The sequence below is a fragment of the Shewanella sp. Actino-trap-3 genome, from assembly GCF_002836275.1.
GTDB lineage: Bacteria > Pseudomonadota > Gammaproteobacteria > Enterobacterales > Shewanellaceae > Shewanella > Shewanella psychromarinicola.
Window position 1 is genome coordinate 1,008,110 of the sequence record NZ_PJCE01000001.1, and the last position, 24,752, is coordinate 1,032,861.

Below are 24,752 nucleotides of genomic sequence, written 5' to 3' on the forward strand. Positions count from 1 at the left end.
CAATTATCCACTGTCGTTATTTCCTCGTTGGCTTCACTTCGTCTGTTCATAATCTTTCACATATTGTCTGCGTTCATTCATCTACAGTCTGAGTGCCATTAACAATTGTTATCTAATATAGCTGGCATCAGCAAAGGTAATTATTTAAGTGAGCACATTATGACAACAAAAGATTTAGCAGAACCCCCTAGAAAAGTGAAATCTAAGGAGTTAAAGGCACTTGGATTTATCATTTTTTTACTCTTTCCAATCATCACAATCACCAGCATTAGCGCTTACGGTTTTGTCATTTGGATGATCCAAGCATTTGGTGGCGTTGTCGCACACTAATCCTCGAAAATCATGAGTCAATCTTATTAGGGATGCTGTTATGAAATGGTTTATCAACATTTGGCGAACACTTAACCAACCAGCCAAATATCTTACCTTAGGCACAATTAGCCTATCGGCTTTTTTGATGGGGATTATTTTCTGGGGTGGTTTTAATACTGCACTAGAACTGACCAACACAGAAGAATTCTGTATCAGCTGCCACAGTATGGAAAGCAAGCCATACCAAGAACTGCAGCAAACCGTGCATTGGTCAAATCACTCTGGTGTTCGTGCCACTTGTCCAGACTGTCACGTGCCCCATAACTGGAGCCGTAAAATTGGTCGAAAAATTGAAGCTTCTCATGATATGTGGGGCTGGTTAATGCAAACGGTTAATACCGAAGAAAAGTTTGAAGCAAAACGCCTAGAAATGGCTAGCCGAGAGTGGAAACGCTTCGATCGGGATGATTCATTAGCTTGCAAAAATTGTCATAACTACGACTCTATGAAGTGGGGTGACATGTCAAAGCTGGCTCAAAAGCAAATGAAACGAGCCGCTGAGACCAATCAAAGTTGTGTTGATTGTCATAAAGGCATTGCGCACAAGCTTCCTGATATGGGGACTGCGCGCGCACCTGAACTCATTGCACAAGTCGGATCTGGCGAAACAGGACTTGTGGTTGGTGCTCAGTACTTTACCGCCTTGACCAAACCGCTTTATTTTAATCAAAAAACAGATGTTGAAGCAGGCACATTAAACATTGCCACTAAAGTGACGGTACTTGAAACCAATGGCAGTCGTGTACAAGTTGGTATTAATGGTTGGCGTAAAAACATTGGTGTTGGTCGAGTAATTTATTTCGATTTCGGTCTTAATATTCTGTCTGCTCAACTCACAAAAGCTGCGGCGTTGGAAGACGGCGTAATGGAGGTCTTCGAAGAAAAACAAGATCCGATGACGGGGTTAACCTGGCAACGTGTTGAAGCCAAAATTTGGACCGACTCAGACTATCTTGTCAACGATTTACAGCCACTTTGGGACTATGCACGGGATACCTATACCAGCAGTTGTAGTGTTTGCCATACCCAGCCGGCAGAAGCACACTTTGATGCCAATAGTTGGCCAGGCATGTTTCAAGGCATGATTGCGTTCGTCAATATGGATCAAGACACTCAAGCGCTTGTACAAAAGTACTTACAAGAGCATTCATCTACTTTCGATAAGTCAGCGCATTAATAGGATATCATCATGAACAGAAGAGATTTTCTTAAAGGCTTAGTGGCGACTTCCTATGTGGGACTAAGTAGTACATCAGTGTTGGCGCCATTCAATGCCCTTGCAGCAGCTGGCACTAAAGCAAGTGACGACTGGCTTACTACGGGTTCGCACTTTGGTGCATTCAAAATGAAGCGTAAAAATGGGGTCATTGACCAAGTCATTCCATTTGAATTAGACAAATATCCTACCGACATGATCAATGGCGTTAAAGGCTTAGTCTACAATCCATCGCGGGTTCGCTACCCTATGGTGCGCTTAGATTTTTTATTGAAAGGTCATAAAAGTGATACGACCCAGCGCGGTGACTTTCGCTTTGTCCGTGTTACATGGGATAAAGCCCTAACCTTGTTTAAAGATTCACTCGATGAGGTGCAAACTCAATACGGTCCATCAGGACTGCACGCAGGTCAAACTGGCTGGCGCGCAACTGGGCAGCTGCATTCCTGTACCAGTCATATGCAACGCGCTGTTGGTATGCACGGTAACTTTGTCAAAAAAATAGGTGACTACTCAACGGGTGCTGGCCAAACTATTTTGCCTTATATTTTAGGCTCAACAGAAGTTTATGCCCAAGGTACTTCATGGCCGTTGATCCTTGAGCAATCTAACACCATCATTTTGTGGTCAAATGATCCCTATAAAAACCTGCAAGTGGGTTGGAACGCCGAAACCCATGAATCATTTGCCTATCTTGCTGAGCTTAAAGAAAAAGTGAAGCAAGGTAAGATCCGGGTGATCAGTATCGACCCGGTGGTCACTAAAACCCAAAAATACTTAGGATGTGAACAACTTTATGTTAACCCACAAACTGACGTTGCATTAATGCTGGGTATTGCCCATGAAATGATCACCAGTAAGTTACACGATGAAAAGTTTATTGAAGGTTACAGCCTTGGTTTTGACAGATTCGTACCTTATATTTTAGGCGAGTCAGATAGCGTTGCTAAAACCCCCGAGTGGGCCAGCAAAATTACTGGTGTTAGCCCTGAAATTATACGTGACTTAGCCAAAGTAATGACCCAAGGTCGTACTCAAATCATGATGGGTTGGTGTATTCAACGTCAACAACACGGTGAACAACCTTATTGGATGGCGGCGGTGCTTGCCACTATGATTGGCCAAATAGGGTTACCTGGAGGCGGTATCAGCTACGGCCATCACTACTCCAGCATTGGTGTTCCAGCTTCTGGAGCTGCAGCCCCGGGCGCATTTCCTCGCAATCTTGATGACGGCCAAAAGCCATTATTCGACAGTAATGATTTTAAAGGCGCGAGTAGCACCATTCCGGTTGCTCGTTGGATTGATGCTATTTTAGAACCGGGTAAAACCATAGATGCCAACGGTTCAAAAGTCACTTACCCTGATATCAAGATGATGGTGTTTTCAGGTAATAATCCATGGAGTCATCATCAAGATAGAAATAAGATGAAGCAAGCATTTCAAAAGCTTGAATGTGTGGTCACGGTCGACATTAACTGGACAGCAACCTGCCGTTTCTCTGACATTGTTTTACCTGCTTGCACCACATTTGAACGAAATGACATTGACGTTTATGGCAGCTACGCTAACCGTGGTGTTTTAGCGATGCAAAAAATGGTTGAACCATTATTTGATAGCTTGTCTGATTTTGATATCTTTACCCGCTTTGCCAAAATCATGGGTAAAGAGACAGAATATACTCGTGGGATGTCGGAGTTTGACTGGATTAAAAAACTTTATAACGACTGTAAAGCCGATAATGCCGGTAAGTTTGATATGCCAAATTTCGACACCTTCTGGAAACAAGGTTATGTCCATTTTGGTGAAGGCCAACCTTGGACACGTCATGCCGATTTTAGAGATGATCCCGAAATAAATCCACTGGGTACACCATCGGGTTTGATTGAAATATTCAGTCGAAAAATAGCACGCTTTAACTACGAAGACTGCCCCGGTCACCCCACGTGGATAGAAAAATCAGAGCGCAGTCATGGTGGCCCAGGTTCAGATAAGCACCCGATGTGGATGCAATCTTGCCACCCAGATAAACGCTTACATTCACAAATGTGTGAGTCGCAGCAATATCGAGAAACTTACGCCGTAAAAGGCCGTGAACCTGTGTACTTAAACCCTAGCGATGCAAAACAGCGTGGCATTAAAGATGGCGACATTGTGCGAGTATTTAACGACCGAGGCCAGCTATTGGCTGGGGCGGTCGTATCAGATAACTTCCCTAGTGGCATTATTCGAATTCATGAAGGGGCTTGGTATGGCCCTGTCGGCAAAGAGGGTACCAAGCAAGGCGGCAGTGAAATAGGTGCATTATGCAGCTATGGCGACCCTAATACGTTAACGCAAGATATTGGTACATCGAAGCTTGCCCAAGCTTGCTCCGCGTACACATGCTTGGTCGACTTCGAAAAATATCAAGGTAAAGTCCCTGAAGTCAGTTCATTTAGCGGCCCAATTGAAACGCAGCTATAACGTGTAAGTATTATTACTGTGCGCCAAGTGATTTATCCTTGGCGCTTAAGTTAACGGCCTTAATAAGGTCAGGAGATAACATAGATGAATGACAAGATATTGTATAACACGCCAATGAACCAGGGTCGTTCTATGGTGTATAAGCTGCTCTCATCATTGTTTGCAAAAGAGCTAGATCAACAGCTATTACAAGCGCTCACGGCAAGTCAGGCGCAGGCATTCTTTACTCAATTGGCTAGTGAGCCCTTGTTTAGTCAAGACATCGAAACCATAAACTCAGTGCTTAATTCAACCCTTAACAGCGTCAATACTGATCATGCTTTATTAGAGCTTGCTGCCGATTATTGTGGCCTATTTTTAGTGGGTACAAAGCATAGCGCCAGCCCTTATGCCAGTTTGTATCTTAACGATGCCCATGCTGTCAAAGATGATGTGCTGTTGTTTGGTGAGCAACATCAGCAAATGCAAACCTATTTACAGCAAAGCCAATTGGCTGTTCAAAGTGAATTCCCTGAACCGGCAGATCATATTGCCGTGATTTTGGCGTATGTTGCCCACAAAGCTTGCGCAAGTGATGATAACACTCAGCTCAGCTTTATTAGCCAATATCTCCATGCTTGGTTACCCCGTTTTGTAGATAAGCTTACCTCTGTTGATACTGGTAAGTTTTATTCTGCTATTGCTCACCTCACTCTGGCTTGGGTTGAAACTGATTGTGAAGCACTAAAAGGAGCTCAGTAACAGGATATCTATTTGACTAAGCGATAATTCATCCATATAAAAACACCGAGCAAGCTCGGTGTTTTTATCTAATCCGTCGAGAAAATCCCGTGATCCGAGCGTAGCAAAAGTCTCGGGGTAGTTCACAAGTAATGTTTGAGCTTAGGATAAATAGAGTGACGATTATCCACACTGAACTACATTCCAGGCCTATGATTTATAACAACTTAGCTGGCCAATTTAAACTCAAGTGCATTAATAGATGCTTGCCACACCTGTTTAAGCAGCGGATATGAATCAGCACTAATGCCATCTTTTTCTAATTGTTTGCACAACTGACTCAACTGAATAAAGCCGATACTGGCACTACTGCCTTTAAGTGCATGTAACGCTTTTGCCCTATCTGCAGGTAAAGCTGCAAGTGCATTAATGTGTTCCGTACTACTGACTTTAAATAGTGCTAACATCTCTTTAACAGCAGTGTTACCAAGGTATTGTAAGTCTTCATTAATTTGCTTTTCATTGAGTAAAGGCTGATTGTCTGCATTCCGGCGTGATGGTTTTTGATCTATGGCAGTTTGTGTCAAGTCTTTGTGTTTTTCTACCTTGGTTAACTTATTCATGTTGCTGTTGTTCATTGCTGATTTGTCACTTGCATCACCGATCCAATGGGCTAAAAACTTCATATTAAGCGGTTTGGCTAATACGTCATCAAAGCCTGCGGCTTGATACTCGTTTATGTCATCATCTTGAATTTGTGCCGTAAATGCAGCAATGCTGATGTCTTTGTGGGCCGCGTTAGCGATATGCTTCAACTCTACTAATAACTCAATCCCTGATCCATCGCCTAATTGAATATCAAGCATAATGCCGTCAAAATGCAAAGCACTATCGACGTTAAACAACGCCCTTGCTTGCGCACAACTATCAGCCAGTACAGAATGATGTCCAAGATGTGCTAAAAACCCTTGGGCCACCATGGAATTGACTTTGTTGTCTTCGATAACGAGTACACATTTAGGATCAACTTTAGGTAATTGTGCACAGATAACCTCATGTGCTTGCTCACAGATGTACAATGGCAAACTAAAACCAAAGGTGGAACCTTCAGCTACTTTACTCTTCACCCAAATAGAATGATTGGCAGTATTAACCTCATTCATTAACGAGACTAATTCTTTACAAATAGCGAGCCCAAGGCCTGTGCCTCTGGTTCTACCTTGATTAGGCTGCGCACCATAAGCGATAAACAATTGACTCATATCATTTTTACTTATGCCGACGCCGGTATCTGCCACTTCAAAAGTTAATCGTTTATCAACCACATTTACCCGTAATGTAATCTCTCCTGCTGGTGTGAATTTAATGGCATTGCCAAGCAAGTTAAACAACACTTGGCGCAATTTGGGTCCGTCTACCGTTATCCATTTGGGTAAATCACCGCGAACTAAATATAACGATATACCTGACAATCCCGCGCCTGCTAACATGATAGCCATCACTTCATCGAGCAACTCACAAAGCGCGACAGTTCGAGGCTCGTTAGTTAATTTACCTTGCTCCAAACGAGAAAAATCCAAAATATCGTTTAGTACATTTTGCAGTAAGGTGCCACTGTATTGTGATAATGCCAACATTTGTTTCTGTGCTGGAGGTAATGGCGAGTGACTCAGTAAAGTCAGGGTGCCTAAAAGACCGTTTAACGGAGTACGGATCTCATGGCTCATAGTCGCTAAAAATAGCGATTTTGCCTTGCTAGCTTGCTCTGCCATCTCTCTAGCCGTCGAATGCCCTTTGGCTTCAGCGTCTAGTTGACGGTTGGTTTCAGCCAGTTCGAGTGTGCGCGCCTGCACAGTACTTTCGAGTGAGGCTTTATGGGCAAATAATTCTGATGCCGTTTGTTGTAACTCAGATTGCAGTGCTTGATTGTGCGCGGTTTTTTGTTTAAAAGCTTCAATGGCTGCAGCCATCGCGGTGAGTTCATCGTCTCCATGAGGATCAAGTACCACTTCGGTATTGCCCTGACTTAATTGAGATAATGCTGCAGTTGCTTCACTTAGGCGTAAAGCAATGCCTTTATAAATAACCCGATAAACGACCAACAGCATAATGATTAACATCAAAATACCTGTCGCCCACAGCCCTGACTTAGCCCACAGTAATTGCTGTAAAAAATTACTTCGGGCATGTTCTGCCTGCAGCTGTTGTGCTTTCATTGCGCTATCGACTGACTTATTCAGTTGGCCTAATTTATCCGTCAGCGTTAACAGCTGCGCATTTTGTTTCGTTAGCAATTGCGCATATTGCTGCTGCAAACTTAAGCCAACATTCACTTCTCTTAACATTATCAGTTGGTGCTCAAGCTCTGTCGCCCTAACGGGGTCTCGAATTAAGCCTTTAAGTAATTCCAGAGGCATTAAATCAATTTTCCCACTCGTGCCTGAACCTGTGTAAGGGCTAGGCACTTCGATGCCGTTATGTAAGTTATCGCCAGTAGTATTAATCGTATAAGTTGTTGGAGAAAGTACTCGAGCCATACTGTCGAGAACGTTATTTAATCCGAGTTGTTGTTCTGGCGACTGTAATAACTGCCCCACTAACGCAATGTGATGGATCAATCCCAAAGCTCGGTTTAAACGTTCACGGACATCCAAGTCTTGTTCTATGATGGAGTCCAAAAGTTGGGCACTTTGTTCAGCGCCAATCACTTGAGGGTAAGCTAAACTCAACTTGGCCAGAATGGTTGAATCGACCACAGATTGTTCTGCCTCAAGTAAAACACCACTCTTACTGGCCGCTTCCGCCAGTGCGCTTCCTTTATTATTCAATTGAGCCGCCAACACTAAACGTTTACCCACTTGGCGGCCGAATACCGATAAGTCATGGATAATTTCGCCGGCTAATAGCGCTAATTGCTTATCTTTATCGACACCATGATTTTGTAGATTTAACGAATTGAGTCGTTCAATAGCGGAAAGTAAATTAGTGCTTTCCAGTGACAACTTACGACCAAGGAAAACGCGTTGTGCCTCTTCTTCCACTCGTTCAAGCGCTTGGGCACTGTCGAGCAAGCCATTAGAAGACTGCATCAATTGCCTTGCGGCCTGTGATGCGGGTAATGCCTCTTCATATAGATATTGGTCAGCAAGCTTTACCCAATAAAGCGAAATACTGCCAAGGCTAACTAACATTAATAGTAACAACCCGAGCAGACAGAATGCCAACATAAGGCGACCCACTAAGCTCTTGCCTGATAGTGATAAAGTGCTCACAGTCATTCCTTAAAATGTTATAATTATTAAAATTCTTTTGCTATTCTTTTCAGAAACCTTAATCGAGACAATATAATGTGCCGACTTATTTATATGCTCATAGCTGGCTTAGGGATATTACCATTACTTGCTGAAGCAACATCCGATTCTAGCTGGACATTACAACAGCGCACGCCCTTTAATGCCAAAATCCAAACAGTAAAGTCGATACAATATAATCAACTGATCTCGGCCAAAAAGCCTTGGCGTATCTGTGCCTTAGTACCTCACCTTAAAGACGCTTATTGGATCGGCATTGATTACGGTTTGGTGTCAAAAGCCAGCCAATTAGGCATTAATTTAGAATTATTTGAAGCCGGTAGCTATTACAGAAAAGAGCAACAACTAAAACAACTTGAATACTGCCTTAATCAGCCGTTCGATGCGATCTTACTCGGTGCTGTGGCCCCCAATTTACTTGACCGATACCCAGGCCAAATTAATAAGCCCATCATTGCGTTAGTGAATAGACTCGATAACCCGATTATTACTACTCGTGTAGGCGTTAATTGGTATCAAATGGGCTGGGAAGCTGGCCACTTTATCGCCAAATCTGTAAAAAAATCACCTCCATCGTCTCCAGTAAAACTCGCTCTACTCACAGGCCCAGAAAGTGTTGGCGGCAGCGATTGGGTTGAGCTTGGTATTCAAGATGCTATTGCCAATAGTCCTATTGTGGTTTCGTCAATTCGTCATACTGACAATAATCGTGACCTTTATCGTGACCAACTTCATAATCTGCTTAACGACCATATTCCTGATTATATTCTAGGCAGTGCAGTTGCTATCGAAGCAGCAATAGGAACATTGCAACATAAACAATTAACTGGCCAAGTAAAGCTTGTGAGCAGTTATTTATCGCCAGCGACGTTGCGCGGACTGCATCGTAATAAAGTCGCTTTCAGTAGTGATGATCAAGTGGTGTTACAAGGTAAGTTGGCAATAGATATCATGGTAAAACTACTTGAGGGAGCACAATCATTTGGTGATATTGGCCCACAAATACAGGCGTTAGAACAAGGAAAGGTGCAACTCGATATGTTTAATAACAGCTTAGCCCCTGCAAATTTTTACCCTATTTACCGCGTGACACCAAAAACTAATCTTTAACCTTAGTCGCAAACAAATAACCTTCTCCGTGAACTGTCACAAATAGGTCTGCCTGTAGCTTGTTTCGTAAACGGCGAATAATGACATCTATGGTTCTATCATTTACCTCTTCATTACGATGGCTTGTTTGCTGCATTAATCGCTCACGAGATAGTACTTGCTGTGGATGCAATGCAAAGACGGTAAGTAATTCGAACTCAGCTTTAGTCAGCTTAATCACCTCGTCACCATAACTCAGTTTTCGACTATTTAATTCAAGAATATATTGATCGAAGGCAATGATATCGTCACATTTTTCAAATTGGTCTACAACGTCTTGCTGTGCTTTTTTGACTAACGAAATTCGCCACAGCAAATTTTTAACTCTTACTAATAATTCTCTTAATTCAAATGGCTTGGTCACATAATCATCAGCACCCATTTCAAGACCAACGATTTTATCAATAGTTTCATCACGACCCGTGACTAAAATAATGCCTACGTCCGAACGACTTCTCAGTTCGCGTGCCAAGCTTAAACCATCTGTACCGGGTAAATTAATATCTAACATAACCAAATCGACATGTTGATTTGCAAATTGTTGCCACATCTGCTCGCCGTCTCCAGCTTCAAGCACACGATAACCTTCTCGTTCAAAATAACCTTTTAATCGAGCGCGGATCACTGCTTCATCGTCAACTACGAGTACTGTATTTGTTAAACCAGTATGTGCCATCGTCCAATCCAAATAGTGTTGCTAATAATGGTCGTTATTATTCATAACTTTTCATATTTGCCTATAACGATATTCAAGGAATGAGTGCTAGCTAGCAAAATTGGTTGATAAAAAGGACCCGGATCACACAATGGAAAGATGTAGAACCAGATCCGATTATATTTACAGATTCACAATAAAAGACGTTATATTTTTAATTTAAAAACTTTTGCTGATGCCAACAACCACTCGGTCATCAAAGATTTTTGTTTGAGTGCCATAGACCTTATGATCGCTATCCATGGTACTGCCATGATAACGGACATCGAAATTGATGCCGGCATAGGCTTTACTTAAACCCAAGTTCCAGTGCCCCCAGCCTTCTGCACCTTCTCCCTCTAAACCTTGATAACCGATGCTGGCTGAAAAATTTACACCATTATCAAATGCGTAGCTCGGATGGACCGCATAGTTAATACCTTGCCAACCTTCTACGCCAAACCAGTCATCGATGGTTGGAGTCACTTCTAGTTGAACATTAGCGTGTCCGAATTGCTTGCCAACCTTAATCCATAATTCTGTATAATTAGAGTATGAAGCGCCAGGATAAAGATAAGAGAAAACCATGACGTCGTAACTGATAGTGCTATCGCCAAATTTACCCGCTTTACCAATATAAGGTGCGGTGACAATTTCTAAATTAGGGTCGGCAAATTTAACATTTGAAGCAAACATGCCTGCATACCAACCAAGCTCATTGCCCCAACCGAGCGTACCTTGTACCACTGGTACTTCGCCATCCATGGTTTCTGATTCACCTCGAAAAACATAATCAGAAGCAAAGGTTAATTTACCGTTAATAGTGCCACCAAGGACATCCTGATCAGTTGCGGCATGAGCAAAGGCACTTGCCGATAGGATTAAGCTAGCTAACAAAATTGACTGAGATAATTGAGTTGTTCTGATGTTCATATTTATCACCCTACATTTAGGTTCTTATTGATAGAGTGACTATATGTAAAATATATGAATGGCTACTGATTTAGATATGAACTAATAAGTAACGAATATGAAAAATTATGAATACCAATATTTAATATGACCTAAAGCATTCTGGCTCTGTTGATGAGATTTTAATTCTATTGACGATGAAAAATATAATAGTCGACACCTATAGGGCTTACCTTGCATTAATATATTTACGCAAAAATAAAGCATTCTAGAATGTAGCTTGTGATCTTCATCATCGGATTTCGATTCTATCAATAGCCGCTTCGGCTATTTTCACTGTTAAAAACCTCCGCCACTGAGTAGATTGGTGGTTATCAACAATGGTTATCAACAATGGTTACCAGCATTGGTCTTAATATCATTGCTCATAAAAATAGTGGAATTTCATCATGGCATTACAAGATAATATTGTTCAAATAGTCAGCCACCCTCACCTTTCGCCTAAGCAAAAATCGAATTATTTGGCATTAGAAGCTGAAAACAGTCTGCCTTATGTAGCGGTATCTGAGCAGGTCAATAATGCGATGACGGACGGCATTATCTGCGATATGTTTGAAGGCCACGCTCCATTTAAGCCGCGTTATGTGTTACCCGATTATGCTAAATACCTTCAACAAGGATCTGAGTATTTAGAGCTTTCGCCCGCAGAAGACTTTGATGACGCCTTAAATGCATTAACCATTCTTTATCACCATGTGCCGTCGGTGACCAATATTCCGGTGTACTTAGGCCAATTGGATGGGTTATTAATGCCTTTTACCCTAGGGCTTGATGACGATGCTATCTATCGCAAACTAAAACGCTTTTGGATTTTACTCGATAGAACCTTACCCGATGCGTTTATGCATGTGAATATAGGTCCGACCGATAATATTATTTGTCGTACCATATTGCGAATTGATGCCGAGTTACAGCAAATTGCACCTAATTTAACCTTTATGTACGACCCCGCCGTCACCCCAGATGATTTATTACTGCTCGCCACCACCAATATTTGTCAGTGCAGTAAACCTCACATTGCTAATTACCCATTACATGCCGAAACGTTCGATGAGCGTGGTTTTGGGATTGTCAGTTGCTATAACGCTTTACCATTAGCTGGCGGCGCCAACACCTTAGTACGACTTAACCTTAAGCAAGTTGCCATAAAAGCCACCAGCATTGCTGATTTTTTTGAGCAAACGTTAACTCATTATTGTCAGCTCACGTATGAGCTTATTGAAGCGCGTTCGGCCTTTTTACATCAACAATCACATTTTTTTGATAGCTTTTTAGTTAAAGAACAGCTCATTGATGAGTCACGGTTTGCGCCTATGTTTGGGATTTATGGTATGGCTGAAGCGGTCAATATTTTACAAGCCTTGCCCACGCGTGATTTAGCCGACGTAGGATCCACAAACAGTGTTAATCAATCCGGTTATGGACATGAGCTTGAAGCAAATGAACTCGGACTGAGGATCTCTGCCGCATTAGATAAAATTGTCAAATCGACGCCGGTGACCTATGGCTACAAAGGCCGAGCATTATTACATTCTCAAAGCGGTATTAGCCTAGATAAAGGCGTAACCCCAGGGGTTCGTATGCCCTATGGTACAGAGCCCGATCCCATTAGCCATATTCAAGCATTAGCGAAACATCATCAATATTATACCGCTGGGATTAGCGATATTCTCACCATAGATGAAACTATAAAATCTAATCCTCAAGCTATGTTCCAACTCTGTAAAGGCGCTCTTAGCTCAGGTTTTAGAGAGTTTACCGCCAATGTTGCTAATAATGATTTAGTCCGCGTGACTGGCTATATGGTAAAACGTTCAGACATTGAGACGTTTAAGCAATGTGGCTCGCGTACCAACACCACGGGCTTAGCCGCCGAGGCTGCTATCAATACAGGGATATTACAGCGCCAAGCTCGGGTGATTGCTCACGAACAGTCGCCCCTTGTTTATGAGTAAACTCGCCATTGTAAGCCAAATATTGCCGTTTTCATGTGTCGATGGCCCTGGCAGTAGATTGGTAATTTTCCTGCAAGGCTGCAATTATCAATGCAAAAACTGCCATAATCCTCACACGATAAGCTTGTGTGATGCTTGTGGCGATTGTGTTGAACATTGCCCTGCGCAAGCACTGACACTCATGGCGTCACAAGACGCTCTTTCACATGGAATAGGGTTACAAGGCGCTGTGGTAAAGGAGAAGTCGCATATAGTGTGGAACAGCTCGCGGTGCAGTCAATGTGATACTTGTCTTGCGGTATGCACTAAACAGTCGACGCCCAAAACGTCTCATTATACCATTGAGAAAATGCTAGAGGTCATTAGCAGTCAACGGCATTTTATTGATGGTATTACGGTCAGCGGCGGTGAAGCCAGCCTACAATTACCTTTTGTCATTGAGCTGTTTAAGGCGATTAAGTCATCTGAGCACTTATCACATCTTAATTGCATGATCGACACCAATGGCAGTTTACCTCCAACGGGTTGGCATAAGTTGCTGCCTTTTTTAGATGGCGCTATGGTTGATTTAAAAGCATGGCAACAAGATACCCACCATTACATCACCGGCCGTGATAATCATCCGGTATTTAAATCCATTGAGTTACTTGCTCAGCATCATAAGCTTTATGAAGTGAGACTGTTACACATTCCTGGGATCACAGATTATGATGTGGAGATTAACGCCCTATCGACATATTTACAGCAGCTACCCAGCGATACCCGAGTTAAGTTAAATGCGTTTCACCATCACGGTGTCGGTCAAGTTGCTTCGACATGGCCGCAATGCACCCAAGCCGATATCGAAGCCTTAGCGTCGCAACTTACCCTGCGAGGCGTAAGCAATATCGCCTTGCCGACCTTGTACATTTAATGTAACTGAGCACATTCAATTTAATTAATTTAACTAAGCGCATTTAATTCAGCTTAGCGACTGCACAGCAATATTTGCTCATACAACCAGCGGTGCGCAGGGTCGTTCATACTCTGGCGATGCCAAACAAGACTATAAGCCACTTTGCCGTAATCTATGGGTAATGTTTTAATGATCAACCCTTGGGCTTGTTTGGCCATTGACGCCCAACGGCGCGAGCACGTAAATAACAGTTCACTGTGATGGCACATTAGCGCTGCACTGCCAAAGTCTGCCACCGAAATGGGTACGGCGCGCTTTTTGGATTGCTGAGCCAGCAAAATATCAAAATACGGCGTGCTTAGGTCGGTATCTGTGATGCCGATGTGACTGAAATGCAAATAGTCATCGAGGCTGATGTCTTGCTGCAAAGCTAATGGGTGTGATGAATTCATTAAGCAAACCATCTCATCATTTATCAAGGTTTCCCACTTTAAGTCTTCGTCTATATTAGTCGGTTGACTTAGGTCATGGGGTAAAATGATAAAATCTAACGAGCCCTTTAGTAGCCCGTCAAAACCAATATTGTCTTTACTGTAAATATCTAAATGGATATTGGGCGCCAAATTGAGAATATGAGCGCTTATTTTGGCGGCCAGCAGTTCAAAGGTGCTTTCTCGCATGGCGAGTGAAAATCGCCCCTGATAATCGGCAGGAGTAAACACATCTTGGCTCATGATATGGTTTATATCATTGATCATTTGCTGCACGCTTGGGCCTAACCTTCGCGCTAAGGGGGTGGCAATAAGTGAGTTGCCATGTCGATAGAATAATTCATCATTCAGGCTTTCTCTTAACTGACTCAAGGTTTTACTGACCGACGATGGGCTTAAGCATAACCGTTCTGCACTGGCGGTTACACTGAGGGTATCAAGCATCACATGTAAAGTGATTAAATGTTTCATGCTGATACGGGAAAGTTTAGCCAAATCCATTAGCGTATTGCCCCTGATAAGTCGTGCATTTGTTTGCAAAATATAAACGTAAATTAGCCTGCAGTATAGGCTACACAACCACAATCAAGACCCGCTTCACATTGCTAACTGATATGGTTTACATTTCATCCAGAAGACGGGTTAGATCGTCAGCAACAGCCGAACGTTTCAGTCATAGCGGTTGAAATAAGCGTTTTTGTATTACCCATAAAAAACTTCCTCTCAGACAAGTCCGAGAGGAAGTTAAATAAAGCACACTTTCTACACGTTAAGCTAGCGTATTTCTCTAACTAATATAGCTTTGACCAGCATAGACAATGAAGTGACGAAGGGCTAACACCCCGGTCAAACTACAACATGCCACGGTCAACATTAACGCTTTACTATGGCGAGCGCTCGAAGGTAATAGCATTGCCAATAATGGAATAGCGAAGCCAATTCCAACCACCCCAATCCAAAACACGCTTGCCCAAATACCAGTATTTAACGATGCTAATGCAGTAGCGGCTGAACCGCCAGTGAAATAGAGTGCGCTAAACAGCATCACTAGAAACATCATTTCAGCAATGATAACCGGTAACTCAATGCGGTGCATTTTGGCAACTTCAGGGCTATGGGTATCGGTGTTAAACATCAATAACGCCACCACAAGGTTAGCGGCAGCCCCTGCTGATAATCCCGACACTAAAAATAGTGCAGGTAATACCGCAGTGTTGAGCATTGGATAAGCATTCATCGCCGAGATTAAAAAGCCAGTATATGCGCCAACCCCAATAGCAAGAATGAATAGCAAGACTTCAATAATCTTACGGAACGGCATTAGTAAATCGGCAATGCCGGATAAGAAACCCAGCTTCCATTTAGGTAAATCATCCTTAAGAACGATTAGCGCATAGGCGATACCCAGTGGTGAATATGCCAATAACGCTGCAACACCTATTGCCATAACAGACTGGAAGTTATAATTAACTAATATCAGCCAGAAATGAAACGGTTTAGTTAAATCAAACACCAAGCAAGCTAAACCTAAACTGATTGCCACAGGTCCAATTAGTGCTGCAGCTTTTAATATTGGACTTTCAGTTTGCTTATCACGGCTGTACCAACGCATACCAATACCAATGAGTACGCTACCTGCTGATAAACCGGCCATAAATAAGTAGACTGCGATAACCCAGTTCCATGTCACCGGATCATATTGCGCCATATCGCCCCATGTATTATTCATGACTCAATCCCTCCTCGTTTAGTTGGAATACGATACACACGAGGCTTAGTGCCTAAGTGAGTTTTTTCTTGATAGGTTATTTTAGTATTAAGTAATTGTGCAACCTCACTTTGACTATCGTTAGCATCACCAAAATACAACGCATCTGTTGGACATGCTGTAACGCAGGCGGGTTGCTCACCTCTGGCTAGGCGAGTGTCTTTACAGAAGTTACACTTGTCTGCAGCCTTGGTGATTGGATTGATAAAGCGGACTTTATAGGGACATGCCGCCACGCAATACTGACAACCGACGCACTTATCATTATGAATGGACACTAATCCATTTTCATCAATATAAGCCGCTCCTGTTGGGCAAACACTGACACACGGTGCATTTTCACATTGCTGGCAGGACACGCGATTATATTTAAAATGTAGATGAGGAGCTTCACCAAAAGGCCCTTCCACCCTAACCTGCAAGCGTGTTACATCCTCGGGTACGTTGTTTTCACTTCGACAAGCTATATTACAAGCTTGGCAGCCGATGCATTTGTTTTCATCATGCACCATGACATATCGTTTATTCATAGGAGATTCCAAATATATTATTTACCGGCTAAATTTTTACCAACTTGACACCAGTGGTATGTAAATTCATGCCACAAATGGGCGCAATGACATTCGGAAGCAGATTGCCACAATGGATACCTTTTCCTGTTGCCCTTACCAGCTCTTTGTTTTTAGAGCCAAAGCCCATGTATGCAAATACCGTGTCTTGGCGAATGCCCGGAGTCACTAAAGCGGTTCCTTCTTCACTGCCAACACTGCTGATTAATTGAATGGCATCGCCACTGTGGATATTTAATCGTCCAGCGGTTAATGGATGGATCCAAACTGCGTTGTTAGACATAAGGTTGGCCAGCATTGGCACATTATGTGTTGCGCCGTTGGTATGTACGGCAACCTTACCTTGGATAAAATAAAACTCGTCAGCTTGCTTTAGTTGCACATTTCGATGCTTAATCACGCCTCGGCCAGGTGCCATGTCTTCTATTTTTTGCGATGTTAATTCAATTTTTCCACTGGGGGTTTTGAACTTCATTGCCGTTGCATAGCTGCCATCTTCATCAACACTTCTCGCGTTTGGAAAAGCCTTAACGAACGCTGCAATCATCTCAGGTTCACGCAGCATCAATGGCTTACCATAACTGACATAACCCATTTTTTTGATGTTTTCCAATAAGCTATGGTCACGATTAAGCTGCATTAATTGCAACGTTTGCATATTTTCCCAAGGATAAAATTTATCAAGTCCCAAAGACTGGCCTAACTCTTTGAATATTTGCCAGCTTGGGCGTGTATTTCCAATAGTTTCAACAACACGTTGGCGCACATAATAAGCAGGATTTTTACCTGATTTATCTTGTATTTCTTCATCTCGTTCAAGGTAGGTTGACTCAGGCAAAATATAGTCTGCATAGGCTGCGGTTTCGCTGATATAAAGATCGCACGACACCACTAAATCTAACGCTTTAAGCGTTTGCTCTACTTTGGCCCTGTCTGTAAGAGTCTGCATAGGGTTAGTGCGACTCATCACCCATGCTTTTAGTTGATAGGGTTTTGCTTCTAACGTTGCATCCAATATGGTTTGATAAATTCCCCCTGAAGACCACATCATTGCGTATTGCTTTTCAACCTGGTCAATACGAATTGCTGAAGATTTAGGCATACCTTCAACACCCGGTTTAGCTAATACTGGGGCGATATTTTCACCGGCAAATTTATTGTAGCCGGGTGCTTTTTTGCCCATGTACAAACCACCTTTACGTTCAATGTTGCCAATTAATATATTGGCAGCATATAACGCACGGCGCATATCGAATTCTTCAGGGGTAAAAGTAGCGCGATGACCAAAGTCGACAACCGCATGTGGCGCATGGCTAGCATATTCGTGAGCGATACGGCGAATGGCACTAGCAGAAACATCTGAAATAGTTTCGGCCCACTCTGGCGTGTATTGCTCGACCTCTGCAGCGAACTCATCAAAACCCACCACAAACTTTTCGATAAAATCACGGTCGTATAAGTTGTCATAAATTAAAACATGACATAGCGCCAGAGCAACTGACACATCAGTACCAGGACGTATCGCATGCCATTCATCTGCTTTGTCGGCCACAATGGAAAAACGTGGTTCGAATACGACTAATTTAGCGCCTTTATCCATTTGCGCTTGCATCATTCCTCTGGTTTCAGACATATTGATGCCTTCATAAAGGTTATGACCAAAGTTAATAATGTATTTAGAATTACTCAAATCGCGCTTCATTTTAGTGCCGAATATCGCCTTAGCGGCCACCACATAACTTCCTGGACAGGTTGAAGCGTGGGTAAATGTGTTTGGCGAACCGAATGCTTCAGCCAGATGAAATATATGACCAGAAAGCGAACCAGACTTAGATGAGAACGCAATGGTTTCCGCACCATATTGTTGTTTAATTTGGTTCATTTTGGTTGCAATTTCTTTATAAGCATCAGCCCAAGAAATCTCAATCCATTCACCCGCGCCACGTTCACCAACACGCTTCAATGGATTAACAATCCGCTGTGGATCGTAAAGTAAACTATGACCTGCGCCACCTCTGGCACAGACCTTGCCGCCAAATGATTTGGCTTCTTTATTACCGGTAATAAAGACATTTTTCCCATCAACTATGCGCGCTTTTATAGGGCACCGAGTGGAACACATCTCACAAATACTGGCCACTTCAGAGGAAACACCTTTGAGAGGTTGTTTTTCTAATGCTGCCAGTGAACCAGGAAGAATACTTGCTAGCGCACAAGATGCACCACTGACCCCAGCTCCCTTCAAAAAATGACGCCGATTTAACTCAATCATGATTGCCTCTTAACCTTCGACGAGGTGCGAAGTTATTACGGTTAACGTATGATTAATGGAACTTATCAAAACTTATAAACTAATAAGCACCATCGCTAAACAGATTGTTAACCGACCAATAACTTAAGGATATTGTGGTAAACCACATCGAAGATAATCATTTGATTGATATCACGGTTTCAGCGCGCAATTAAAGAGATAGCAACATATTACGAGAGTATATAAAAGCGGAAGACGAATTCTTAATAGGCTAATTAGCAGAGTTATTTAACGGTATATCGATTAATACCCGACAACCCATTTGCCAAGCTGAATCTGGATCATCTTTACATTTGGATAAATTTATTTTGCCACCAAACTGCATAATGACATCATTGCAAATGGCGAGACCTAAGCCTAAACCGTTTTCTTTAGTGGAGAAAAAGCTCGTTTTAAAATCATCTGCAGAGCAGCTCAAACCAATACCGTTATCATAAATTTTCAATTTCAATCTATGGTCAACAATATATGAATCAATTCTAATCCGGTTAGGGATTTTTGCTGATAAACCTCTTTCTGACATGGCATCAACAGCATTTTTTAACACATTAATTAATACTTGGCAGAAGCCCACCTTATCGCCGGTTAATTTGATGTCAGTACTAGTGAGTTGAGTGTTGAGTTTAATATTATGAATTTTAAACTCATGCTCGAGTAACTCTAGGCATATCATTAATTGTTCGTGTACATAAAACTCGGTCGCTTCAGCGTTCTTTCGTTGCAACAAGCCTCTTATTCTATGGACTATTTCACCGGCACGAATCGACTGTTGGTGTATTTTATCGAGCAACTGATACTGTTTAGAATCTTCCCCAGTATTATTGGCCTGCTCAATCATACCTCCTTCACTATATTGTGTTATCGCAGCAATAGGTTGGTTAAGCTCGTGGGCTAAGCCCGCACCTATCTCGCCCAAAATGGCTGCACTTTGTAAACGCTCTAATTGCAATGCTTTGTTTTTTAATTGTCGTTCACTGCTTAATAAATGTTCACTCTTTTGTCTAAACCTATATTCCAGCCATAAGTGATAAATTGTTGCGATAACAAATAAACCTAATAAACCAAAGCCCCACTTTTGATTCAGTTTAATCCATTGCCAAACTTGTAAATAAACCGGCATTTTATTGGACTCTATATCAAGTTCTTTAAATAACTTCACCACTTGAAATTGGCTAATGGGTGCTGCCCAACCTCGATTTTGACCCACAATTGAAGCTTGATGAGTCGCACTGACTGAAAGCAATGCGCGAGTAATATCGGTTCTCACTTTTAATGGCACAGCATCTGACGAGGCAAACGACCAATTAGGATATAGAGGCGTACTCACTGCACATTCATAACCTTCTGGTGTGACATCATTGATGACTCTATAATCGGCAGCATTAATGTAGCCATCTCTAACCATCTGCTCTAAAGTACAGAATGGGGTAATGGCAATATCCGCGGTGCCATCACGGACTTGGTAAATTAACGGCTCTAATGGAAAACCGAGAAAAGTCACTTTACCGAAAAAGTTATTTGTCGAATAAGCCTTGGAATTAATTAACCCTATTGCGGCTTGATAACCGCCTAATGCACTAGGGTCACTGGCCACCACGGAATGCCCAGACAAATCTTCAAGAGTCTTATATGGACTTTCACTGCGAACAATAATGGTCGCCCCAATCGCAAAAGTACTGCCATTATGCTGATTGCTTTTCATTGTGGCTAACCACGAAATAGGAAAATCACTACTCATATTAAAGTAATGCCCAGGATTGGTGACGACAAATTGCACCTGACCATTAAGTAACTGATCATTCATATGATTAAAATCTAAGGGCACCACTTCAAAACTGGCGTTTTTTACTCTTTTGGTTAAATAGGTCATTAATGGCTGCCAGCGTTGTATGCTTTTAGCCACACCATAGTTGGCTAATACCGCAACACGGTAATGGACCTGGACAGGATCTTCATTTGCAGCTTGCTGTTGAGCGACTGGCGCAATTTTGGCAGACAGTGCAAACGTTGCTGTTGAATGAACCAACAGAAAAACCAATATAAACCATAATAACAGTACAAAACGCATCAGTAAGCTTCACCTAAATCAATGTCAATACAGCACAATAAAGGCTAGTTTAATGCAGTTATAGAAACAAAAAAGTTGCGTGTCGCACAAAAAACTCATCTACAATTTGCTCAATCTATAACAAGGATTACACTGTATTTATAATCAATTAACTTATGCTTAAATAACTTATAGCCAAATGCCGAATTTAAACAATATTTTTATGGTTGATGATGACCTCGCGATCCTTGATTCAATGCAATTTATGCTTTTGCAATACGGTTTCAACTTACAAATATACCCATCAGCTAATCAATTCCTTGCCAATAGTGATATATCTCAGCCAGGCTGTCTTATTGTTGACAGTAAAATGCCGGAAATCACCGGCCAAGAATTGCAACAAACACTCGTCAAAGGTAAAAGTCCGTTAGGGATTATTTTTCTGACCGGCCATGGTGATCTGCCGATGGCGGTTCAGGCATTTAGACAAGGTGCCTGTGATTTTTTTCAAAAACCGGTAAAAGGAATAGAGCTTGTTAGTGCAATAGAGAAAGCATTAGCTACTAGCAAATACACATTTGAAGCAATGCAATTAAGGCAACGTTACAGCACCCTAACCGAAAGAGAAAATCAGGTGCTACATCTATTAATTGATGGAAAAACCAATAAGAAAATGGCAGATATTCTGTTTGTATCGTTGCGAACCATAGAGGTTCACCGTTCAAAAATAATTAAAAAGCTCCAGGTACGTAATGCAGCTGAGTTAGCCAAATTCAGTCCCTTACTTGTCGACTAGCAAATTTCATTGATTATTTAGTGGATACTTAACTGGATATTTCAGCTGCACTACTAAAGGTTATTTGTTCTACGTGAATAATCGATAACGCAACACAAGCAAACCAACAGCGCTATTAAATCAAGTTTTTGGATAATATGAGATAACGTTACAAACGTCCTTGTATAACCCTGTCGACTTAATTAAATTATATTCAATAGCATCAGCAATACTTTCTCTCTTTCGCTGATGCTATCTTTAATTCATAAAATGCGATGTTAAGTTACACCAGATGATGTTCTGAGTCGTTTGCACGCTGCCCTAAGCTTGTTCTGGCTCTCTTTAGTGAAGATATTCGCGCATACGCCTTGTTTGTTCATGCCTCAATTCACCACTAATAGCATTTGTAGCAATACTCTTCGACCCACAGCGACAATTAACACAGTCAGTTTTGTCGCTTATGTCATATTTGACACAATAAAATGACAATTTATGATTTCCTTAATAAAACTATGACGTTAAAATTAAATATAAAAACATTAAACTGTTTATAATCATAAGCTTAATAAGTATTGTTGTTTTTATTTTAATCTGACTGATGTTGGCCCAGCTATTGCTATTACTAAGCATGTTCGCAATCTACTTTACAGATTAGATTTGGATTAACTTAACCACTTTTTTGGAGTAATAACATGACTGATTCTATTGTTTCTTTTCCACAATTAAACCGACCCGCTCCGGCATTTAATACCAAGACCACACATGGCATGCGTTCACTCACTGACTATAAAGGCAAGTGGCTAGTATTGTTCTCTCATCCGGCTGATTTTACGCCTGTTTGTACTACAGAGTTTATCGGTTTTGCCCAACGTGCAGAAGAATTTTCCCAGCTTAATACCGAATTATTAGGTTTATCCATCGACAGTATTCATTCACACATCGCTTGGGTACGGAATATTGAAGAAAACTTCGGTGTTGAAATTACCTTCCCTATTATTTCCGACTTATCAATGGAAGTGGCTAAAGCCTACGGCATGATCCAACCCGGTGCGAGTGATACCGCGGCCGTCCGCGCGACCTTCATTATCGATCCTGAGGGTATTTTACGTGCCATGGTGTATTACCCAATGAGTAATGGCCGCTCTATCGATGAATTTATCCGATTAGTCAAAGCATTGCAAACCAGTGACGCCAATGGCGTTGCCACCCCAGAAAACTGGCAGCCTGGTGATGACGTGATAGTCCCCCCACCAGCCACCACAGCAGAAGCCAAGGCCCGTTTAAGCCAAGGGTTTAAATACACAGATTGGTACTTTAGTAAAAAGTCGCTTTAAGCCTTTACCAGCACAGGGGCGCGAGTCCTTGTGCATCATTTATATAGGAGGTTTGTGATGAATTCGACGTTTAGTGTGCATGAGTTTTTAGATGAAGACAGTGAAACATTTACCTATGTCGTAGCCGATAATGCGACCTCATATGCAGTGATTATTGACCCTGTTTTAGATTTTGATTATAAATCGGGCCGCACTGATACCCGCAGTGCGCAACGTGTTTTACATTGGATTAACCGCCAGAAATTGACGGTTAAATGGATATTAGAAACCCACGCTCATGCAGACCATTTATCTGCCGCCAGTTTTCTACGTGACAAAATAGCGGGCCAAATTGGTATTGGTGAACACATCACTCAAGTACAAGACACCTTTAAAACGATTTTTAATCTAGAGCCAGGTTTTTTGCCTAATGGCAACCAATTTGACCGGTTATTTAAACATAATGACCGCCTAAAAGTGGGTGATATGACGATTCGCATTATGCACACACCGGGCCATACACCAGCCGATCTAGTATATATCGTTAATGAGCAAGCGGCTTTTGTTGGCGACACTATTTTTATGCCTGATGTGGGTACCGCCAGATGCGATTTCCCTGGTGGTGATGCCAATACCTTATACGATTCAATTCAGACATTATTCAGCCTTCCTGAAACCACCGATATTTATGTGTGTCATGACTACCCGACCGAGGGCCGTGACCACCAATTTAAAACCCAAGTAAGCCTACAAAAAAAACACAATATCCATGTTAACGACAGCATGAAAAAAGCAGATTTTGTGGCACTTCGTCAACAACGAGACGCGACATTAGCCATGCCAAGGCTGATATTGCCAGCGATTCAAGTCAACATTCGCGCAGGGCAACTACCAGCGGCTGAAGACAACGGCACTGTGTATTTAAAAATACCCATTAATATCCTTTAAGCCTAAGAGTAATCAAGATGATACAAGCAATCATTGGCGCATTATTAATTGGTTTCGTGTTAAGTGTTTTAGGCTCTGGAGGCTCAATTCTTACGGTTCCGGTGTTGCTATACCTTATTGGTATGCAAGCCGAGTTAGCCATTGCTTCATCATTATGCATCGTAGGAGCGATAAGTTTAATCAGTAGTATTGGTTTTATTAAGCAAAAAAAGGTCTCTTGGCCTCATGTATTTTTATTTGGTTTACCCGGCATGGCGGGTACTTATTTAGGTGCATGGACCAGCACCTTTGTCACCAGCGACATACAGCTAACGGTGTTTGTCATGCTAATGCTCATTGGCGCCGTCATGATGTGGCGTAATCAATCTAGCAGGTGTAAAGCGGGTGAACTGAATATCATTAAAATCCTCTCACAAGGTTTAGCTGTCGGTGTCGTGACCGGATTTGTTGGCGTTGGCGGTGGATTTTTAATTGTCCCAGCACTGGTTTTGCTCGGTGGTATTGAAATGTGGCTGGCAATAGGCACCAGCTTGGTGATTATTGCTATGAATTCACTGGTGGGCTTTGTTAAATATTACAGCTTGCTGTCAAACAAAGGACTTGAATTTGATTGGTCGGTTATCGCCATCATGATTGCCGGCGGGCTTGTCGGCAGTATTGCAGGTCAATGGATAAGCCAATATTTACCCAAAGCCATTTTACAAAAAATATTTGCCGTCTTTTTAGTGATGATGGCGCTATTTATGTTATCAAAATCTATCATTTAATATCACGAGGTAC

General features: G+C 42.1%; 19 protein-coding genes. 11 read left to right on the forward strand and 8 right to left on the reverse strand.

The window, feature by feature from the left end; genetic code table 11:
• Positions 1-159 precede the first annotated feature (159 nt).
• The 4 genes from torE to torD all read left to right on the forward strand — a co-directional run bounded on the left by torE (position 160) and on the right by torD (position 4,795).
• Entirely contained in the window at positions 160-330 is a 171-nt protein-coding gene (gene torE / locus CXF80_RS04285; protein WP_101031561.1) for a trimethylamine N-oxide reductase system protein TorE, read from the forward strand.
• A gap of 40 nt (positions 331-370) precedes the next feature.
• Entirely contained in the window at positions 371-1,549 is a 1,179-nt protein-coding gene (gene torC, locus CXF80_RS04290; protein WP_101031563.1) for a pentaheme c-type cytochrome TorC, read from the forward strand.
• A gap of 12 nt (positions 1,550-1,561) precedes the next feature.
• On the forward strand, positions 1,562-4,054 hold the full coding sequence (torA, locus tag CXF80_RS04295; protein WP_101031565.1) for a trimethylamine-N-oxide reductase TorA: 2,493 nt from the start codon (positions 1,562-1,564) through the stop codon (positions 4,052-4,054).
• Between the two features lie 99 nt (positions 4,055-4,153).
• Positions 4,154-4,795, forward strand: a complete 642-nt coding sequence (torD, locus tag CXF80_RS04300; protein WP_443019083.1) for a molecular chaperone TorD — start codon at positions 4,154-4,156, stop codon at positions 4,793-4,795.
• A 206-nt stretch (positions 4,796-5,001) separates the two neighbouring features.
• Here torD and torS read toward each other — a convergent pair whose 3' ends face one another.
• Positions 5,002-8,052, reverse strand: a complete 3,051-nt coding sequence (gene torS / locus CXF80_RS04305; protein WP_101031569.1) for a TMAO reductase system sensor histidine kinase/response regulator TorS — start codon at positions 8,050-8,052, stop codon at positions 5,002-5,004.
• A 69-nt stretch (positions 8,053-8,121) separates the two neighbouring features.
• Here torS and torT point away from each other — a divergent pair, with 69 nt between their 5' ends.
• On the forward strand, positions 8,122-9,195 hold the full coding sequence (gene torT / locus CXF80_RS04310) for a TMAO reductase system periplasmic protein TorT (RefSeq protein WP_101031571.1): 1,074 nt from the start codon (positions 8,122-8,124) through the stop codon (positions 9,193-9,195).
• Here the strand turns inward: torT and torR are convergent.
• Together torR and CXF80_RS04320 are read right to left on the reverse strand one after the other, a co-directional pair.
• A complete protein-coding gene (gene torR, locus CXF80_RS04315; RefSeq protein ID WP_101031573.1) occupies positions 9,185-9,910 on the reverse strand; it encodes a two-component system response regulator TorR in 726 nt (241 codons plus the stop codon). The two genes, torT and torR, sit on opposite strands and share 11 nt — an antisense overlap.
• A gap of 198 nt (positions 9,911-10,108) precedes the next feature.
• Positions 10,109-10,861: a TorF family putative porin gene (locus CXF80_RS04320; RefSeq protein ID WP_101031575.1), complete on the reverse strand. Its 753-nt coding sequence runs from the start codon at positions 10,859-10,861 to the stop codon at positions 10,109-10,111.
• A gap of 428 nt (positions 10,862-11,289) precedes the next feature.
• On the opposite strand from CXF80_RS04320, the gene CXF80_RS04325 reads away from it, so the two are divergent.
• Both CXF80_RS04325 and CXF80_RS04330 read left to right on the forward strand, forming a co-directional pair.
• Positions 11,290-12,855 (forward strand): YjjI family glycine radical enzyme, encoded by a 1,566-nt coding sequence (locus CXF80_RS04325; RefSeq protein WP_101031577.1) that lies wholly within the window; start codon positions 11,290-11,292, stop codon positions 12,853-12,855.
• Positions 12,848-13,768, forward strand: a complete 921-nt coding sequence (locus CXF80_RS04330) for a YjjW family glycine radical enzyme activase (protein WP_101031579.1) — start codon at positions 12,848-12,850, stop codon at positions 13,766-13,768. Before CXF80_RS04325 ends, CXF80_RS04330 begins: the two co-directional genes overlap by 8 nt.
• Before the next feature lie 53 nt (positions 13,769-13,821).
• Here CXF80_RS04330 and CXF80_RS04335 read toward each other — a convergent pair whose 3' ends face one another.
• The 5 genes from CXF80_RS04335 to CXF80_RS04355 form a co-directional block, all read right to left on the reverse strand.
• Positions 13,822-14,742, reverse strand: a complete 921-nt coding sequence (locus CXF80_RS04335; RefSeq protein ID WP_101031581.1) for a LysR family transcriptional regulator — start codon at positions 14,740-14,742, stop codon at positions 13,822-13,824.
• Positions 14,743-15,028: 286 nt separating this feature from the next.
• Entirely contained in the window at positions 15,029-15,970 is a 942-nt protein-coding gene (gene nrfD, locus CXF80_RS04340) for an NrfD/PsrC family molybdoenzyme membrane anchor subunit (protein ID WP_101031583.1), read from the reverse strand.
• On the reverse strand, positions 15,967-16,539 hold the full coding sequence (locus CXF80_RS04345) for a 4Fe-4S dicluster domain-containing protein (protein ID WP_101031585.1): 573 nt from the start codon (positions 16,537-16,539) through the stop codon (positions 15,967-15,969). Before CXF80_RS04345 ends, nrfD begins: the two co-directional genes overlap by 4 nt.
• A 28-nt stretch (positions 16,540-16,567) precedes the next feature.
• Positions 16,568-18,850 (reverse strand): thiosulfate reductase PhsA, encoded by a 2,283-nt coding sequence (phsA, locus tag CXF80_RS04350; RefSeq protein ID WP_101031587.1) that lies wholly within the window; start codon positions 18,848-18,850, stop codon positions 16,568-16,570.
• A gap of 250 nt (positions 18,851-19,100) precedes the next feature.
• A complete protein-coding gene (locus CXF80_RS04355; RefSeq protein WP_101031589.1) occupies positions 19,101-20,957 on the reverse strand; it encodes a sensor histidine kinase in 1,857 nt (618 codons plus the stop codon).
• A 178-nt stretch (positions 20,958-21,135) separates the two neighbouring features.
• Between CXF80_RS04355 and CXF80_RS04360 the strand changes: the two genes are divergently transcribed.
• From CXF80_RS04360 to CXF80_RS04375, 4 genes are all read left to right on the forward strand, one after another.
• Positions 21,136-21,732, forward strand: a complete 597-nt coding sequence (locus CXF80_RS04360) for a response regulator transcription factor (protein WP_101031591.1) — start codon at positions 21,136-21,138, stop codon at positions 21,730-21,732.
• Positions 21,733-22,403: 671 nt separating this feature from the next.
• The gene (locus tag CXF80_RS04365) at positions 22,404-23,045 is read left to right on the forward strand and encodes a peroxiredoxin (RefSeq protein WP_101031593.1); all 642 of its coding nucleotides are present in this window, start codon (positions 22,404-22,406) and stop codon (positions 23,043-23,045) included.
• A gap of 57 nt (positions 23,046-23,102) precedes the next feature.
• A complete protein-coding gene (locus CXF80_RS04370; protein WP_101031595.1) occupies positions 23,103-23,972 on the forward strand; it encodes an MBL fold metallo-hydrolase in 870 nt (289 codons plus the stop codon).
• A 17-nt stretch (positions 23,973-23,989) separates the two neighbouring features.
• A complete protein-coding gene (locus CXF80_RS04375) occupies positions 23,990-24,739 on the forward strand; it encodes a sulfite exporter TauE/SafE family protein (RefSeq protein WP_198554729.1) in 750 nt (249 codons plus the stop codon).
• The last annotated feature ends 13 nt before the right edge of the window (positions 24,740-24,752 follow it).